Origin of the sequence: Burkholderia sp. Ap-955, assembly GCF_011753045.1 — a bacterium.
Taxonomy (GTDB): Bacteria; Pseudomonadota; Gammaproteobacteria; order Burkholderiales; family Burkholderiaceae; genus Burkholderia; species Burkholderia lata_D.
In genome coordinates, this window is record NZ_VWWH01000077.1 from 1 (window position 1) to 14,248 (window position 14,248).

The 14,248-nt window shown below is 67.0% G+C and carries 15 protein-coding genes; 9 read left to right on the forward strand and 6 right to left on the reverse strand.

Going from position 1 to position 14,248, the window contains the following annotated elements:
* Positions 1–86 precede the first annotated feature (86 nt).
* Positions 87–1,568, forward strand: coding sequence for a carbohydrate porin (locus F3J15_RS28830; RefSeq protein WP_166895455.1), 1,482 nt, complete (start codon positions 87–89; stop codon positions 1,566–1,568).
* Between the two features lie 96 nt (positions 1,569–1,664).
* Here F3J15_RS28830 and treA read toward each other — a convergent pair whose 3' ends face one another.
* Positions 1,665–3,416 carry an alpha,alpha-trehalase TreA gene (treA, locus tag F3J15_RS28835; RefSeq protein WP_166895456.1) on the reverse strand — a complete coding sequence of 584 codons (1,752 nt, stop codon included), beginning with the start codon at positions 3,414–3,416 and terminating at the stop codon, positions 1,665–1,667.
* Between the two features lie 309 nt (positions 3,417–3,725).
* Here treA and F3J15_RS28840 point away from each other — a divergent pair, with 309 nt between their 5' ends.
* Positions 3,726–5,114, forward strand: coding sequence for an MFS transporter (locus tag F3J15_RS28840; RefSeq protein ID WP_089485340.1), 1,389 nt, complete (start codon positions 3,726–3,728; stop codon positions 5,112–5,114).
* Between the two features lie 381 nt (positions 5,115–5,495).
* Entirely contained in the window at positions 5,496–6,710 is a 1,215-nt protein-coding gene (locus tag F3J15_RS28845; protein WP_166895457.1) for a crosslink repair DNA glycosylase YcaQ family protein, read from the forward strand.
* Between the two features lie 46 nt (positions 6,711–6,756).
* On the opposite strand, the gene F3J15_RS37895 is transcribed toward F3J15_RS28845, so the two are convergent.
* Positions 6,757–6,975 (reverse strand): DUF1653 domain-containing protein, encoded by a 219-nt coding sequence (locus F3J15_RS37895; RefSeq protein WP_006480837.1) that lies wholly within the window; start codon positions 6,973–6,975, stop codon positions 6,757–6,759.
* A gap of 57 nt (positions 6,976–7,032) precedes the next feature.
* Positions 7,033–7,476 carry a GNAT family N-acetyltransferase gene (locus F3J15_RS37900; RefSeq protein WP_069252146.1) on the reverse strand — a complete coding sequence of 148 codons (444 nt, stop codon included), beginning with the start codon at positions 7,474–7,476 and terminating at the stop codon, positions 7,033–7,035.
* 223 nt (positions 7,477–7,699) lie between these two features.
* Between F3J15_RS37900 and F3J15_RS28855 the strand changes: the two genes are divergently transcribed.
* The 4 genes from F3J15_RS28855 (at position 7,700) to F3J15_RS28870 (ending at position 9,991) form a co-directional block, all read left to right on the forward strand.
* Entirely contained in the window at positions 7,700–7,960 is a 261-nt protein-coding gene (locus F3J15_RS28855; RefSeq protein ID WP_060968669.1) for a type II toxin-antitoxin system prevent-host-death family antitoxin, read from the forward strand.
* The gene (locus F3J15_RS28860) at positions 7,957–8,223 is read left to right on the forward strand and encodes a Txe/YoeB family addiction module toxin (RefSeq protein WP_011354451.1); all 267 of its coding nucleotides are present in this window, start codon (positions 7,957–7,959) and stop codon (positions 8,221–8,223) included. The genes F3J15_RS28855 and F3J15_RS28860 overlap by 4 nt, the downstream gene beginning before the upstream one ends.
* A gap of 172 nt (positions 8,224–8,395) precedes the next feature.
* On the forward strand, positions 8,396–9,019 hold the full coding sequence (locus F3J15_RS28865) for an HAD hydrolase-like protein (RefSeq protein WP_166895458.1): 624 nt from the start codon (positions 8,396–8,398) through the stop codon (positions 9,017–9,019).
* Between the two features lie 393 nt (positions 9,020–9,412).
* Entirely contained in the window at positions 9,413–9,991 is a 579-nt protein-coding gene (locus tag F3J15_RS28870; RefSeq protein ID WP_069252148.1) for a DUF4142 domain-containing protein, read from the forward strand.
* Positions 9,992–10,108: 117 nt separating this feature from the next.
* Here the strand turns inward: F3J15_RS28870 and F3J15_RS28875 are convergent, their stop codons facing one another.
* Together F3J15_RS28875 and F3J15_RS28880 are read right to left on the reverse strand one after the other, a co-directional pair.
* On the reverse strand, positions 10,109–10,708 hold the full coding sequence (locus tag F3J15_RS28875; RefSeq protein ID WP_166895459.1) for a GNAT family protein: 600 nt from the start codon (positions 10,706–10,708) through the stop codon (positions 10,109–10,111).
* Between the two features lie 55 nt (positions 10,709–10,763).
* On the reverse strand, positions 10,764–11,678 hold the full coding sequence (locus F3J15_RS28880; protein ID WP_166895461.1) for a LysR family transcriptional regulator: 915 nt from the start codon (positions 11,676–11,678) through the stop codon (positions 10,764–10,766).
* 109 nt (positions 11,679–11,787) lie between these two features.
* Between F3J15_RS28880 and lysA the strand changes: the two genes are divergently transcribed.
* On the forward strand, positions 11,788–13,026 hold the full coding sequence (lysA, locus tag F3J15_RS28885) for a diaminopimelate decarboxylase (protein ID WP_046548343.1): 1,239 nt from the start codon (positions 11,788–11,790) through the stop codon (positions 13,024–13,026).
* Between the two features lie 49 nt (positions 13,027–13,075).
* Here lysA and F3J15_RS28890 read toward each other — a convergent pair whose 3' ends face one another.
* Positions 13,076–13,777 (reverse strand): YafY family protein, encoded by a 702-nt coding sequence (locus F3J15_RS28890; RefSeq protein ID WP_166895463.1) that lies wholly within the window; start codon positions 13,775–13,777, stop codon positions 13,076–13,078.
* Positions 13,778–13,854: 77 nt separating this feature from the next.
* On the opposite strand from F3J15_RS28890, the gene F3J15_RS28895 reads away from it, so the two are divergent.
* Entirely contained in the window at positions 13,855–14,223 is a 369-nt protein-coding gene (locus F3J15_RS28895; protein ID WP_166895465.1) for a VOC family protein, read from the forward strand.
* Positions 14,224–14,248: the final 25 nt, after the last annotated feature.

Consider the following 14,248-nt stretch of genomic DNA (forward strand, 5'->3'; position numbering starts at 1 on the left):
TGCCGCCGCGCGACCGTCTCTCCACGCATCCCGCACCACGTTTTCGTTTCTTCAGCTTGACTAATCAAACCGACAACGGAACCCACATGAAGAACTACCTGGAACCCGTCCCGCGCAAGCTCCGCGTCAATGCGCTCGCCACGCTGCTGCTGTCGCTCGCCGCCACGCCCGCGTTCGCGCAAGCGTCGTCACCGGCCGCGGCCGAACCGGCGGCCGGCGCCAGCGACGCCGCCGCGCCCGCACAACAGGCTGCCGATGCTGCCGCGCCCACCGGCTTCTGGGAACGCTCGAACCTGCTCGGCAACATGGGCGGCCTGCGCGACGTGCTCGGCGATCACGGCATCACGCTGAGCCTGCAGGAAACCAGCGAATACCTGTACAACACGTCGGGCGGCACGCATCGCGGCGGCGCGTACCAGGGGCTCACGCAATTCGGGTTCAACGTCGACACGGGCAAGGCGGTCGGCCTGCCGGGCGGCACGTTCAACGTGTCGGCACTGCAGATTCACGGCACCAACCTCACGCAGCGCTATCTGCAGACGCTGCAGACCGCGACCGGCATCGAGGCGAATGCGACCACGCGCCTGTGGGAGCTCTGGTACCAGCAGTCGCTGCTCGACGGCAAGGTCGACGTGAAGGTCGGCCAGCAGAGCGTCGACCAGGAATTCATGGTGAGCCAGAACGCGGCGACGTTCATGAACGCCACGTTCGGCTGGCCCGTGCTGCCGTCGACCGACCTGCCGGCCGGCGGCCCCGCGTATCCGTTGTCGTCGCTCGGCGTGCGGCTGCGCGTGAAGCCGTCCGATGCGTGGACCGCGATGGTCGGCGTATTCGACGGCAACCCGGCCGGCCGCAGCGACGGCGATGCGCAGGTGCTGAACGCGCACGGCACCAACTTCAACCTGCGCAGCGGCGCATTCGTGATCGGCGAAGTGCAGTACGCGCTGAACGCGCCGCCCGCCGATCCGAAGGCGCCGCAATCGGCCGGCCTGCCGGGCACGTACAAGCTCGGCTTCTGGTATCAGTCGCAGCATGCGAACGACCCGCGCTACGGCACCGACGGCCTGTCGCTCGCGAATCCGGAGAGCAACGGCATCGCCGCCACCCATCGCGGCAACTACGGGTTCTATGCGGTCGCGGACCAGATGGTGTGGCGGCCGTCGGCCGACAGCCCGCGCTCGGTCGGCGTGTTCGCACGCGTGATGGGCGCGCCGGGCGATCGCAACATCGTCGATTTCGCGGCCAACGCAGGCGTGACGCTGAAGGCGCCGTTCAAGGGACGCGACAACGACGTCGCGGGCATCGCGGTCGGCTATGCGAAGATCGGCTCGCATGCACGCGGCCTCGACGGCGACACCGGCGTCTATACGACGCCCGGCTACCCGGTACGCCGCGCGGAAACGGTCGTCGAAGCGACGTACCAGTACCAGGTCGCGCCGTGGTGGCAGCTGCAGGCCGACCTGCAGCACTTCTTCCGTCCGGGCGGCGGCATCCCGAACCCGAACGCGGCCGGTGCGCGCATCGGCGACGAAACGGTGGTCGGCGTGCGCACGACGATCACGTTCTAAAGCAGCCCTGAAGCAAACACGGGCCGGACGGCCGCTTGCGCGACAGTCCGGCCCGTGCATTCTCCTGCCATACCCGCGCGCGGCCCGCGCCGCGCGTCACTCGCCGTACAGCCCGAGCAGTTTCAGCGTGACGCCGTTGGTCCAGCCGAAACCGTCCTGCAGCGGATATTCACCGCCCCCGCCGCCGCCCGTGCCGGCGCCTTCGACCACGTACTTCTCGACGAGCTTGCCTTCGGTCGCATACACATGCTTCACGTCGGACAGGAAGCGCGTGCCGATGTCCTTCGCAAGCGCCGGTTCGCCATAGCGGCGCAGCCCGTCGATCGCGATCCACTGCAACGGCGCCCAGCCGTTCGGCGCATCCCACTGCTGCCCGGTGTTCTCGGTGGTCGTCGCGAGGCCGCCCGGCTGCAGCAGCGTCTTGCGCACCTCGCGTGCGGTCGCCTTCGCGCGCTCGGGCCACGCCACGCCCGCGAACATTGGATACAACGCCGCGGCCGTCACCGCGTCGCGCGGCTTGCGCTGCTGCCAGTCGTAGTCGCCGTAGTAGCCGCGGCGGTTCCACAGATAGCGGTTGATCGCGGCCGCCCGCCGCGCCGCGCGCGCGGAAAAATCGGTCACGCACGCAACGTCGCGCGTGACCGCGCAGCCCTTCACGATCGTCGTCTCGAGATGGAACATCAGGCTGTTCAGGTCGACCGGCACGATCGACGTCGTGCGGATCGTCGCGAGCGTCTTGCCGTCGCCGAACCAGCGCGAGCTGTAGTCCCAGCCGCTTTCGGCGCCCGCGCGCAGGTCGCGGTAGACCTCGTTCGCCGGACGGGCCGGCACCGACTTCGCGGTCGTCACGTCCTCGAGATACGACTCGTCGCGCGGCGTATCGCTCGCGTCCCAGTAGCGGTTCAGCACCGCGCCGTCGGGCATCGCGACCACATGGCGCGTGGCCTGCCCGCGCGGCGTCGTGGCTTCGCCCTGCATCCAGTACGCATGTTCCTTGCGCAGTGCCGGCAGGTATTTCTGATAGACCTTGTCGCCTTCGGCCTGCGCGGCGAGCGTGACCATGTATGCGAAGAACGGCGGCTGCGAGCGGCTCGCGTAGTACGTGCGGTTGCCGTTCGGGATGTGCCCGATCGTGTCGATCAGATGGGCGAAGTTGTCGAGCATGTTGTCGACGAGATCCTCGCGGCCCGACACCTGCAGCCCGAGCATCGTGAAATAGGTGTCCCAGTAGTAGCCTTCGCGGAAGCGGCCGCCGGGCACGACATACGGCTTCGGCAGCGGGATCAGCGAACTGTAGGGCGGCACCGTCGTACTCGTGCGCGTGAGCTGCGGCCACAGCCAGTCGATGTGCTGGCGCAGCGTCTGGTTCGGCGGCGGCGTCACGCCGCCTTCCGGCGGCGGCGTGAAATGCTGGGCGACGAACATCTTCAGCGAGAAGCCCGGCTGCGACTTCTGTTGCTGATACAACTGCACGATCGTCGCCGGATCGCCATCGGGCGTCGCGTCGACGAAGGTCTTCTGGTCGGGGTAGATCTGCGCGGTCTGCACCGCGACGAACAGGTCGCCGTAGAGCTGGCTCGGCGGCGGCAGCAGCGTGCCCGACGCGGGGGCGGCAATTGCAGCTGTTGCCGTCGGTGCCGACTGGGCAGCCGCCTGCGCGGCGGCCTGGTTCGCGTTGTCGGCCTGCGCGGCGCAGCCGGCGACGGCGAGATACGCGACGGCCAGTGCGGCGGCCCAGCGAAGACGCGGCGTGGGTGGCGCGGGTGGCGGTGAGCGTCGGGCGGAAAAGCGACTTGTGAAACGGCTCGAGAAGCGCGATGCGATCGATGCGGCACGACGTGACGTCATGACGTGTCCCCTCCTTTCGATGGTGAGTGGGTCGGCACGAGGTCTCGTTCGCGCGCGCGCTCGTCTCGATGGCCTTCGATCGATGCGCGTCGTTTTGTGGTGCGAGTGGGTCCGACTGTCGCACGAAACGTGCACATCAAGCAAGTTTCGATTCGCGCAGCCCCGGCGCGCGCGGCAGCATCGCGCAGTCGTTCTTTCCACGCCGCCGCCAACCAGGACGACTGTTGCAACATGCGGAACAACTGTTGTCATACGTGACTCAACGGTCACATTGTGGGCATAATGGCGTCTTTACCGCGCGCCCAGCCCATGTCGCCCGTCTTTCTAGCACCGCTCATCGTTGCCTGTGCGTTGTTCATGGAAAGCGTCGACGCGAACATCATCGTCACCGCCCTCCCCGCGATGGCGAGGGACTTCGGGCACAGCCCCGTCACGTTGAACATTGCGATCACGGCCTACGTGGTCGGGCTCGGCGTGTTCATCCCGATCTGCGGCTGGCTGGCCGACCGCTTCAGCGCACGTTCCGTATTCCGCACCGCGATCGGCATCTTCGTCGTCGGCTCGCTGATGTGCGCGGCATCCAGTTCCCTCGGCGTGCTCACGTTCGCGCGCTTCATCCAGGGCGTGGGCGGCGCGATGATGGTGCCCGTCGGCCGCATCATCATCTTCCGCGCGGTGCCGCGCTCGGATCTCGTGCGCGCGATGAACTACCTCGCGATTCCCGCGCTGTTCGGGCCCACGGTCGGGCCGCTCGTCGGCGGCTTCATCACGACCTACCTGCACTGGCGGATGATCTTCTTCATCAACGTGCCGATCGGCATCTACGGGATCTACCTCGCCAGCAAGCACATCGCGAACACGCGCGAGCCCGATCCGGGTCCGCTCGACTGGTTCGGCTTCCTGCTGTCGGCCAGCGGCGCCGCGCTGCTGCTGATGGGCCTCACGCTGATCGACGGCTCGCTCACGTCACGCTCGAACGCGCTCGTCATGTGCGTGACCGGCACCGTCCTGCTCGCGCTGTACGTACCGTACGCGCGCCGCAAGGAGCGCCCGGTGCTCGACCTCAGCTTCCTCAAGATCCCGACGTATCACGCGAGCGTCGTCGGCGGGTCGCTGTTCCGTATCGGCCTCGGCGCGGTGCCGTTCCTGCTGCCGCTCGCGCTGCAGGAAGGGCTCGGCATGAGCGCGTTCCATTCGGGGCTCATCACGTGCGCGTCCGCGTTCGGCGGCGCAATGAGCCGCTCGACGGCCACCCATACGCTGCGCCGCTTCGGCTTCCGCACGGTGCTGATCTACAACGCGGCCTTCGCGGGGCTCGCGATCGCCGCCTACGGCGTGTTCCATCCCGGCATGGCGACCTGGGCGATCTGGCTGATCGTGCTCGTCGGCGGCATCTTCCCCGCGCTGCAGTTCACGAGCCTGAACTCGATGATCTACGCGGACATCTCGCCGCGCGACGCGGGCCGCGCGACGAGCCTCGGCAGCGTCGTGCAGCAGATGTCGCTCGGCCTCGGCGTGACGGTCGCCGGCCTCGTGCTGCACATTTCGCACTGGCTGCAGGGCCATCAGAAGATGATGTGGTCGGATTTCTGGCCCGCGTTTCTCGTCGTCGGGCTGTGCTCGTTCGCGTCGATTCCGATCACGCGGCGGCTACCGCCCGGCGCCGGCGACGAGGTCGCGCGCGGCAAGCGGCAATAACAATCGGGCAGACGAGCGGAAATCACGAGAGGGGCTGAACGGGCAAAAGGAACGACCGCCCGCGAAGCAAACCGGAAATACAAAAAAATCAGCGGACATCCACACGGGGCCGGTGCACAGCCGCATGGATGTCCGCTCAGGGCTCCGGGTCTCCCGATGGGGGTTGAGAATCCCGGATTCGCTTCCTGCGTGCCATGGACATATGTGCGTCGGAAGCAAAAGCGTTGCGCGTGTTTATCGTTGCGCCATGAACTGCACTATAGGGAAACTTGCGCAACGCATCTGTCAACCATTGTCAGACACGGTGCATCGGCACGTCGCACGCGCGCGCCGCTTTCGCGCTAAAGTGGCTCCCGACCATCACTCCCGGCCGCCCTTCCGATGCTTACGCTCTCGACCGCCGCCGCCCGCGCGCTGCATCTCGCCGCGCAAGGCCTGCTGACGCCGCCCCGCCGCAAGGCAACCAAATCCGACGTGCTCGACACGATCCGCCGGATGGCGCAGTTGCAGATCGATACCATTCACGTCGTCGCGCGCAGCCCGTATCTCGTGCTGTTCAGCCGTCTCGGCGATTTCGCGCCGCAGTGGCTCGACGAACATCTCGCCGAGGCGCGCCTGTTCGAATACTGGTCGCATGAAGCGTGCTTCCTGCCGGTCGAGCAGTTCGGCCTGATGCGCTACAAGATGCTCGATCCGTCGGGAATGGGCTGGAAGTACGCCGCCGAGTGGCATGAGCAGAATCGTCCCGACATCGAGCGGCTGCTCGCGCGGATTCGCGCCGAGGGCCCGGTACGGTCGGCCGATTTCGCCCGCGAGGATGGCGTGAAAGGCAACGGCTGGTGGGATCGCAAGCCCGAGAAGCGGCACCTGGAAGTGCTGTTCACGACGGGCGACCTGATGGTGTCGGAACGCCGCAATTTCCAGCGCGTGTACGACGTGCGCGAGCGCGTGCTGCCCGACTGGGACGACACACGCGACCTGCCGCCGCGCAGCGCCGTGCTGCCCGCGCTGCTCGACTACACGTGCCGGGCGCTCGGCGTCGTGCGCGCGGACTGGGTGGCTGACTACTATCGGCTGCCGCGCCGTTCCTACCGCGCGGAGCTCGAGCGGCTCGCGGACGCGGGCGACCTGATCCCCGTGGCGATCGACGACTGGAAGGTGCCGGCCTACGTGCATCGCTCGCTCGAAGCGTTGCTGCCGGCGGCGGAGGCCGACACGCTGCGCTCGACGGTCACGACGCTGCTGTCGCCGTTCGATCCGGTGGTATGGGACCGGCGGCGTGCGTCGACGCTGTTCGGGTTCGACTACACGATCGAATGCTATACGCCCGGGCACAAGCGGCGTTACGGCTATTTCTGCCTGCCGGTGCTGCATCGCGGGCGGCTGGTCGGGCGCATCGACGCGAAGGCGCATCGCACGCTCGGCACATTCGAACTGAAGGCCGTGCATGTCGAGCCCGGCGTGCGGGTCGGCACGGGGCTCGCAGCCGATGTCGCGAAGGCGGTGAAGAAGCTCGCGGCATGGCACGGCACGCCGGAGGTCACGGTCGGGCAGCAGGCCCCGCCGGAGCTGGTGAAGGCGCTGGCCGGCGCGTAGACGTCCACGCAGCCGGCCGGCGGCGGCACGCGCCGCCGGCCGTCGATCAGTCGCGCAGCTTGCGGAAACGCGGCGTGCCGTCTTCGAGGTTCCCGTTGAACATCGCTTCCGGCCGTACCCACAGCCCGCGTGCATGCGGCCACAGGTGTTCGTACACGACCACCGATTCCTCGGTCTCGGAATGGCGGGCAACGCCGATGTAGCGATACAGCCCGCCCTTGTAATGGCGATGCGTCGCGAGCTGTTCGGCTTCCTGTTCGGTCATGATGGGCTTCTCTTCGGCAAAAACGGAAAGCGCGTATTGTATGCGCTGCGCCGCGCGTCAGCGTTTCGCGTAGATGTCCGGGCGGCGGATCTCCATCATCCGTTCGGGATTCGCGCACGGCTCGAAGCCGACCGGCCGGTACAGCTCGTGCGCATCGGACGTCACGAGCATGATGCGGCGCAGGCCCTGCACCATCTCCTGTGCAAACACATGGTCGATCAGCGCGCGGCCGTAGCCGTTGCCGCGCTCGGCCGGCAGCACGAACACGTCGCACAGGTACGCGAACGTCGCGTGATCGGTCACGAGCCGCGCGAACCCGACGAGCCGGTCGCCCACGTAGGCGCCGAAACACAGCGAGCCCTCGATCGCCCGCTCGACCACGTCGCGCGGAATGCCCTGCGACCAGTACGCGTCGCGATGCAGGAAGTCGAAGATCGCGTCGACGTCGAGTTCGCGCTTGTCGGTGGAAAATCTCAGCGTGGCGGGGGTGGCAGCGGGCACGTCGGTCTCCGGTTGGGATGGTGGAAGACGAGACGCTGACGATACCGCGCGGCGCGAGGGGCGACAAGCGGCGGCACTTGTCGCCGCGGCCAGACGGGGCACATGCTCATTCTGGACGATTCTGGTGTGTAACACGGCTGGGGTGGGTCGACTTGTACAGCAAACCGTACACATTTATCGACTGTGCTAAACTTGTACGGTTATATGTACAAGTGAGGCAATCATGCGCACGATTCATTTTTCGGACGCCCGTGGCAATCTGAAGACCGTTATCGACCAGGTCGTCGACGATGCGGACGTGACGCTCATCACACGCCGCGATGCACCGAACGCCGTCATCATGTCGCAGGACTACTACGACAGCTTGATGGAGACGGTGCACTTGCTGCGCTCGCCGGCCAACGTCGCCCATCTCGAGCGTTCGATCGCGCAACTACGCAAGGGCAAGGCAAAGGAACACAAGCTCGCGGCGGATGACGAATGAGTGTACGCCGCGTGCTCTTTACTTCCGACGCGTGGGACGACTACGTCTACTGGCAGGGGCAGGATCGCAAGACGCTCAAGCGCATCAACCAGCTCATTCGCGAAGCCCAGCGAACGCCGTTCGAAGGCATCGGCAAACCCGAACCGCTAAAGGCCAACCTCTCCGGCTTCTGGTCGCGCCGAATCGATGACACGAACCGTCTGGTCTACGAGGCCGACGACTTGCAGATCAGCATCGTGTCCTGCCGCTACCACTACGAATAGCATCGTCTCGCGGCTCACGACGCCCGCAACGTCCGATCTGCCTTGCAACGCCTCACGAGGCGAACAAACTGCCCGGCCCCCTCGCGCCGCCGCAGGCGCAACCGACCGCGCGGTCGACGGGCCTCGATTCGGTGACAATGTCGCCTGCCCAATGAACTCGCCACGTCGCCACATGCCCTACCGCCTCATCGCATTCGACTTCGACGGCACGCTCGCCGATTCGCTCGACAGCTTTCTCGCGGCGCTGTCGGAAGCGTCGCGCATGCACGGCTTTCGCGACGCCACGCCTGACCTGCACCCGGCGCTGCGCGGCATGTCGGCGCGCGACATCATTCGCGCGCTCGACGTGCCGATGTGGAAAGTGCCGCGCGTGACGATCGACATGCGCCGCCTGATGCAGCCGCGCGTCGCGCAAGTGGCGCTGTTCCCCGGCGTCGACGAAACGTTTGACGCGCTCGCCGCGCGCGGCATCCGCATCGCGATCGCCACGTCGAATACCGAGGCGATCGTGCGTGACCGGCTCGGCCCGCGCGCCACCAGCCGTGTCGAGCATTTCGCGTGCGGCATTCCGCTATTCGGCAAGGCGCGTCGCCTGCGCGCGCTCGTTCGCGAGGCCGGCGTGCGCGCCGACGAAGTGCTGTACGTCGGCGATGAAATCCGCGACGCGGACGCGGCACGACGCGCACGCATCGCATTCCAGGGCGTCGCGTGGGGCTACACCGCGCCGGACGCGTTGCAGGCGCATTGCGCGACACCGTTGCTGCCGCGTCTCGACGCATTGCTCGATCGCGTGTAACGCGTGCGCGCGCTTCGCGCATCCGGTTGCCCCATCGCCCGATACGCACGTCATCGCACGACGCAGCCGCACGACGATGAAAAGCAGATGACACCCCCGTGCATTTCGCACGCCTCATGCGCGCAAAAATTGCCGCCGCCGCACACGCAACAGGTACGCACTACCTGTCGGCGACGTTGCCCACCGATTCGTCTTACCAACCGTTACACAAACCACAGCGCGGTTGCACCTGCTACCGGATCGCTCTCCTAGAATCAGTCGGGCCGGGAAACACTTCGACCGGCGCCGCGGCAGAGCGGCGGTCGAATCCGGCCCGGGCGCGCCCGGTCTCTCGCACAGCGACGGATCACGTGATCCGTTTTTCAACCAGAGCCCCGATCGAAAGGAGGTCCCATGAACCGCTTTCCCCATATCTCGCGCCTTGCTTTGTCTGCCGCTGGCCTGCTTCTCGTCGCCGTGACGGCGACCGCGCAAACCGCACAACCGGCACCGGCCTCACCGAACGCACCGGCCGCCGCCGCGACGCGTATCCACGAAGCCGACCAGGCCTTCATCACCGACGGCACGAAGACCGTGTCGACGCAGCACGACGCGGCACGCATCGCCGATTCGCGTACGTCGGACAGCCAGGTCAAGGCGTTCGCGCAACGCGTGTCGACCGACGATGAAAAGATCATCCAGGCGATGCGCGCAGCGAGCCCGCGCGGCGTCGACGTGCCGGCCAACGACCCCGACACGGCCGTGCTGAGCAGCATCAAGAGCCTGCGCGGCGCCGAGTTCGACAAGGCGTATATCGAGCAGGTCGCGCTCGCCGGCCAGCAGAAGACCATCTCGGCATTCCAGGCCGAAATCGCGTCGGGCCGCGACACGAAGCTGAAGGAAGTCGCACGCCAGTCGCTGCCGATCCTGCAGAAGCACTACGCCGACGCGCAGAAGCTCGCGGAACGCCACCACCTCGCATCGGCGCAGTAACGCGCCGCGGCGCCGCGCCGTCGTGCGCGGCGCACTGCTGCTTCCCCCGTCGTCGCGTCGCCGCTCCCCTTCCGGCGGCGCGACGCACGTCAAACGTCACGCTTCACGCGTGACACGTTACGTTGCCAGTTTCGCCAGCAGCCGCGCACGCACCTCCGGCCATTCGTCGTCGATGATGCTGAAGCGCACCGAATTGCGCTTGCGGCCATCCGGCATGATCCGCTCGTGCCGCACGATGCCTTCCTGCTTCGCACCGAGCCGCAGGATCGCCGCGCGCGATTTCTCGTTCAGCTCGTCGGTCGTGAACTGCACGCGCACGCATTGCAGCACGTCGAACGCATAGCCCAGCAACAACCATTTCGCTTCGGTATTCGCGCGCGTACGCTGCGCCGATTCGCTCAGCCACGTATGGCCGATCTCGAGCTTGCGGTTCCTGCGATCGATCTTCCAGAAACGCGTGCTGCCGATCACGCGGCCCGATGCGCGATCGACGATCGCAAACGGCATCACGGTCCCGGCCGAACGCCCCTGCAATGCGGTGTCGATATACGCGTCGATCGTGTCGGGGCCCGGCACGACCGTGACCTTCAGGTTCCACAACTGGCCGTCGGCAGCGGCGTCCAGCAGCGCCTGCCGGTCGGACGAGTCGAGCGGCCTCAGTTCGACGCGTTCGCCAGTGAGGATCGGTGGTTCGAGGGAAGCAGAAGCGTCGGTCATGAAGGGTTCCGGAAAGAGGTGGCGATGACGGCGAAACGCCCATCATACGGCCGCGTCAGCCCAGGAGCGCGGCCAACCGGCGGCGGATCGCCTTCGCCTCGCCGCGCAACGCGTCGGCAAACGCATCGACGAGCAGGCTCTTCGGCCGGTGCTCGGGCACGATCACGCTGACCCGGTACGGAAACGACCGCGTGAGCGGCCGCACGTGCAGGTCGCGCCCGACGAAATCGAGCGCGGTCAGCGGATTGACGATCGCGGCACCGAGCCCCTGCCGCACGAACGCGCACACCGACACGGCTGAAGGCGTTTCGACGACCGAGCGCGGCGCCACGCCGAGCTGGGCGAACGCCTCGTCGATCAGGATGCGGTACGGATCGTTCAGCGACAGGCTCACGAACGGGCGATCCGCGAGATCCGGCAGATCGATCGCGTCCTGTGCGAGCAGCGGATGGCCGTCGGGCAGCACGCACACTTCGTCGACTTCGAGCAGCGGCGTGAGCACGGTGCCGGCCGGTGCGACGTCGCGCTCGGTCAGCCCGAGGTCGTAACGCTGCGCGGTCAGCCACTCTTCGAGCACCGGTGATTCCTGCGTCGCCACCGACACGCTGACGCCCGCGTGCTTCTCGCTGAAACGCCGGCACGCACCGGGCAGGATCGCGTGCGAGAACGCCGGCAACGCGATCACCGACAACTGACCGTCGCGAAACTCGCGCAGCCGCGCGGCGGTTGCCGCGACGCGTTCAAGCCCCACATACGCAAGCCGCACGTCGTCGAACAGCGTGAGCGCGGCCATCGTCGGCCGCAGCCGGCCGTGTGCGCGCTCGAACAGCGCGAAGCCCACGACCTGCTCCATGCGCGCAAGCTCGCGGCTGATCGTCGGTTGCGACGTATAGAGCATCTCGGCCGCGCGCGTCGTGCTGCCGGTGACCATCAGCGCGCGAAAGACCTCGATATGGCGGTGCGTGAGCATGATCGGCTATATCAGATATGAATCGAATGTCGATAATCAGGCATTTTACTGGATAGCCGATCAGGTGCATCATTCCCGTTATCCGTTCATTCGACCCGATTCATCTGCCATGTCCCTCGATTCCCGCCAGCTCGCGACGCTCGCGCAGCAATACGGCACCCCGCTGTGGGTGTACGACGCCGACGTCATCCGCGACCGCATCGCCCAACTGCGCCAGTTCGACGTGATCCGCTATGCGCAGAAGGCGAACTCGAACGTCCATATCCTGAAGCTGATGCGTGAGGAAGGCGCGTGCGTCGATGCGGTGTCGCTCGGCGAGATCGAGCGCAGCCTCGCGGCCGGGTTCAGCCCCGCCGGCGAGCCGGAAGGCGTCGTGTTCACGGCCGACCTGATCGACCGCCCGACGCTCGCGGCCGTGCTGAAGCACGGCGTGACCGTGAACGCCGGCTCGCTCGACATGCTCGCGCGCATCGGCGAGCACGCGCCCGGCCACCGCGTGTGGCTGCGCGTCAATCCCGGCTTCGGCCACGGCCACAGCAACAAGACCAACACCGGCGGCCCGCAGAGCAAGCACGGCATCTGGATCGACGACGTGCCGCGCGCGATCGAGATCGTGCGCCAGTACGGGCTGAAGCTCGTCGGCATCCACATGCATATCGGGTCGGGCGTCGACTATGGCCACCTGTCGCAGGTGTGCGATGCGATGGTCGATCTCGTCACGTCGCTCGGCCATGACATCGACGCGATCTCGGCCGGCGGCGGCCTGTCGATCCCGTATCGCGACGGCGAGCCGCGCGTCGACGTCGGTCACTACTTCAGCCAGTGGGACGCCGCGCGCAAGCGGATCGAGCGTCATCTCGGCCACCCGGTGCGCATCGAGATCGAGCCGGGCCGCTTCCTCGTCGCCGAGGCCGGCACGCTCGTCACCGAAGTGCAGGCGGTCAACCGCCGGCCGAAGCACGATTTCGTGCTGATCGACGCGGGCTTCAACGACCTGATGCGTCCGTCGATGTACGGCAGCTACCACGCGGTGTCGGTGCACACGCACGATGGTGCGCTGCCGGCCGGACGGCCGCTCGTCGATCTCGCGATCGCCGGGCCGCTGTGTGAATCGGGCGACGTGTTCACGCAGGACGCGGGCGGCGTGGTCACGCACCGCAAGCTCGCGCAGCCGCAGATCGGCGACCTGCTGTTCCTGCATGATGCAGGCGCGTACGGCGCGTCGATGTCATCGAACTACAACAGCCGTCCGCTCGCGCCGGAAGTGCTCGTCGATCGCGGTGCGCCGCGGCTGATCCGCCGCCGGCAGACGATCGACGAATTGCTCGCGCTCGAAACGTTCGAGTAACGCTTGCACGACGGAACGGGGGTGCGCGGCCTGCGCGCCCCAGCCGCCCCTACCTCACCGTCACTCGCACGTCGGCACCCGTAGCGCGCCACGCCTTCAGCAACGCCGCGCGCCGGCGCGGATAGCGCACGTCCAGCGGTTCGAGCGCGACGATGCGATCCGTCCGGAAATGCCGGAAATCGTTCCGGCCTTCGCACCACGCCGCCAGGATCCGCACGTCATTGAAATAGCCGAGCGCGAACGGCCACACGATCCGTTCGTCGAGCGTTTTCCGGCCCTCGCCCGCATAGCGGATCCCGAGCTTGCATTCGGTACGAATCGCCGCGCGCACGACCCCCATGTCGACGGTTTCCCGATCCACGATCGTGCGCGGGCCGACGAGCAGCGTCGTGCATTCCATCTCGCGGCGCAGCTCGGCCGGCAGCACTGCTGAAATCTTCGCGAGTGCATCGGCAGCCGCCGACGTGAGCTGCGCATCGGCAAACTTCCCGACCCACCGAAAGCCGAGCATCAGCGCTTCCAGTTCCGTCTGCGAAAACATCAGCGGCGGCAGCATGAACCCCTCCCGCAGTACATAGCCGATCCCGGGCTCGCCTTCGATGTCCGCGCCCTGTGCCTGCAGCGACGCGATATCGCGATAGACCGTACGGAGGCTGATGCCAAGCTCCCCGGCCAGCACGCGGCCGCTCACCGGGCGGCGGTGGCGCCGCAGCACCTGCAGCAGCGAGAGCAATCGTTCGGCACGCGTCATCGTTCCATGCTGCCACTTTCTGACAGCATCCGTTCATAGAATGGAACGCATCTTAATCGATCCCAGGACGGCTCCGCATGACTTCCCCGGATCTCGTTCTTCTGTATGTCGAGGACCCGGCACGCAGCGCGCAGTTCTACGAGCGCCTGTTCGGGCGCCCGCCCGTCGCCGCGTTTCCCACCTATGCGGCATTCACGTTCGACAACGGGCTGCATCTGGGCCTGTGGTCAACCAGCGCGTGCGATTTCGTGTCGGGTGGTGCCGGCCACCGTTCGGAGCTGGCGTTCATGGTCGACGACGACCGCGCAGTCCGGCGCCTGTACGAAGCGTGGAAGGCACTCGGCGTGCCGTTCGAGCAGGCGCCCATGACGGCCGTGTTCGGGCTCACGTTCGTCGCGCTCGACCCGGACGGTCACCGCTTGCGCGTGTGCACGCCGGACGACTGAGCGTGAGCGGGCGCACCTTCGACAG

Excerpts from the sequence above, each read along its gene's own strand:
- F3J15_RS28830 (WP_166895455.1), top strand. The coding sequence starts at position 87 with ATGAAGAACTACCTGGAACCCGTCCCGCGCAAGCTCCGCGTCAATGCG.
- treA (WP_166895456.1), bottom strand. The coding sequence starts at position 3,416 with ATGACGTCACGTCGTGCCGCATCGATCGCATCGCGCTTCTCGAGCCGT.
- F3J15_RS28840 (WP_089485340.1), top strand. The coding sequence starts at position 3,726 with ATGTCGCCCGTCTTTCTAGCACCGCTCATCGTTGCCTGTGCGTTGTTC.
- F3J15_RS28845 (WP_166895457.1), top strand. The coding sequence starts at position 5,496 with ATGCTTACGCTCTCGACCGCCGCCGCCCGCGCGCTGCATCTCGCCGCG.
- F3J15_RS37895 (WP_006480837.1), bottom strand. The coding sequence starts at position 6,975 with ATGACCGAACAGGAAGCCGAACAGCTCGCGACGCATCGCCATTACAAG.
- F3J15_RS28855 (WP_060968669.1), top strand. The coding sequence starts at position 7,700 with ATGCGCACGATTCATTTTTCGGACGCCCGTGGCAATCTGAAGACCGTT.
- F3J15_RS28860 (WP_011354451.1), top strand. The coding sequence starts at position 7,957 with ATGAGTGTACGCCGCGTGCTCTTTACTTCCGACGCGTGGGACGACTAC.
- F3J15_RS28865 (WP_166895458.1), top strand. The coding sequence starts at position 8,396 with ATGCCCTACCGCCTCATCGCATTCGACTTCGACGGCACGCTCGCCGAT.
- F3J15_RS28870 (WP_069252148.1), top strand. The coding sequence starts at position 9,413 with ATGAACCGCTTTCCCCATATCTCGCGCCTTGCTTTGTCTGCCGCTGGC.
- F3J15_RS28875 (WP_166895459.1), bottom strand. The coding sequence starts at position 10,708 with ATGACCGACGCTTCTGCTTCCCTCGAACCACCGATCCTCACTGGCGAA.
- F3J15_RS28880 (WP_166895461.1), bottom strand. The coding sequence starts at position 11,678 with ATGCTCACGCACCGCCATATCGAGGTCTTTCGCGCGCTGATGGTCACC.
- lysA (WP_046548343.1), top strand. The coding sequence starts at position 11,788 with ATGTCCCTCGATTCCCGCCAGCTCGCGACGCTCGCGCAGCAATACGGC.
- F3J15_RS28890 (WP_166895463.1), bottom strand. The coding sequence starts at position 13,777 with ATGACGCGTGCCGAACGATTGCTCTCGCTGCTGCAGGTGCTGCGGCGC.
- F3J15_RS28895 (WP_166895465.1), top strand. The coding sequence starts at position 13,855 with ATGACTTCCCCGGATCTCGTTCTTCTGTATGTCGAGGACCCGGCACGC.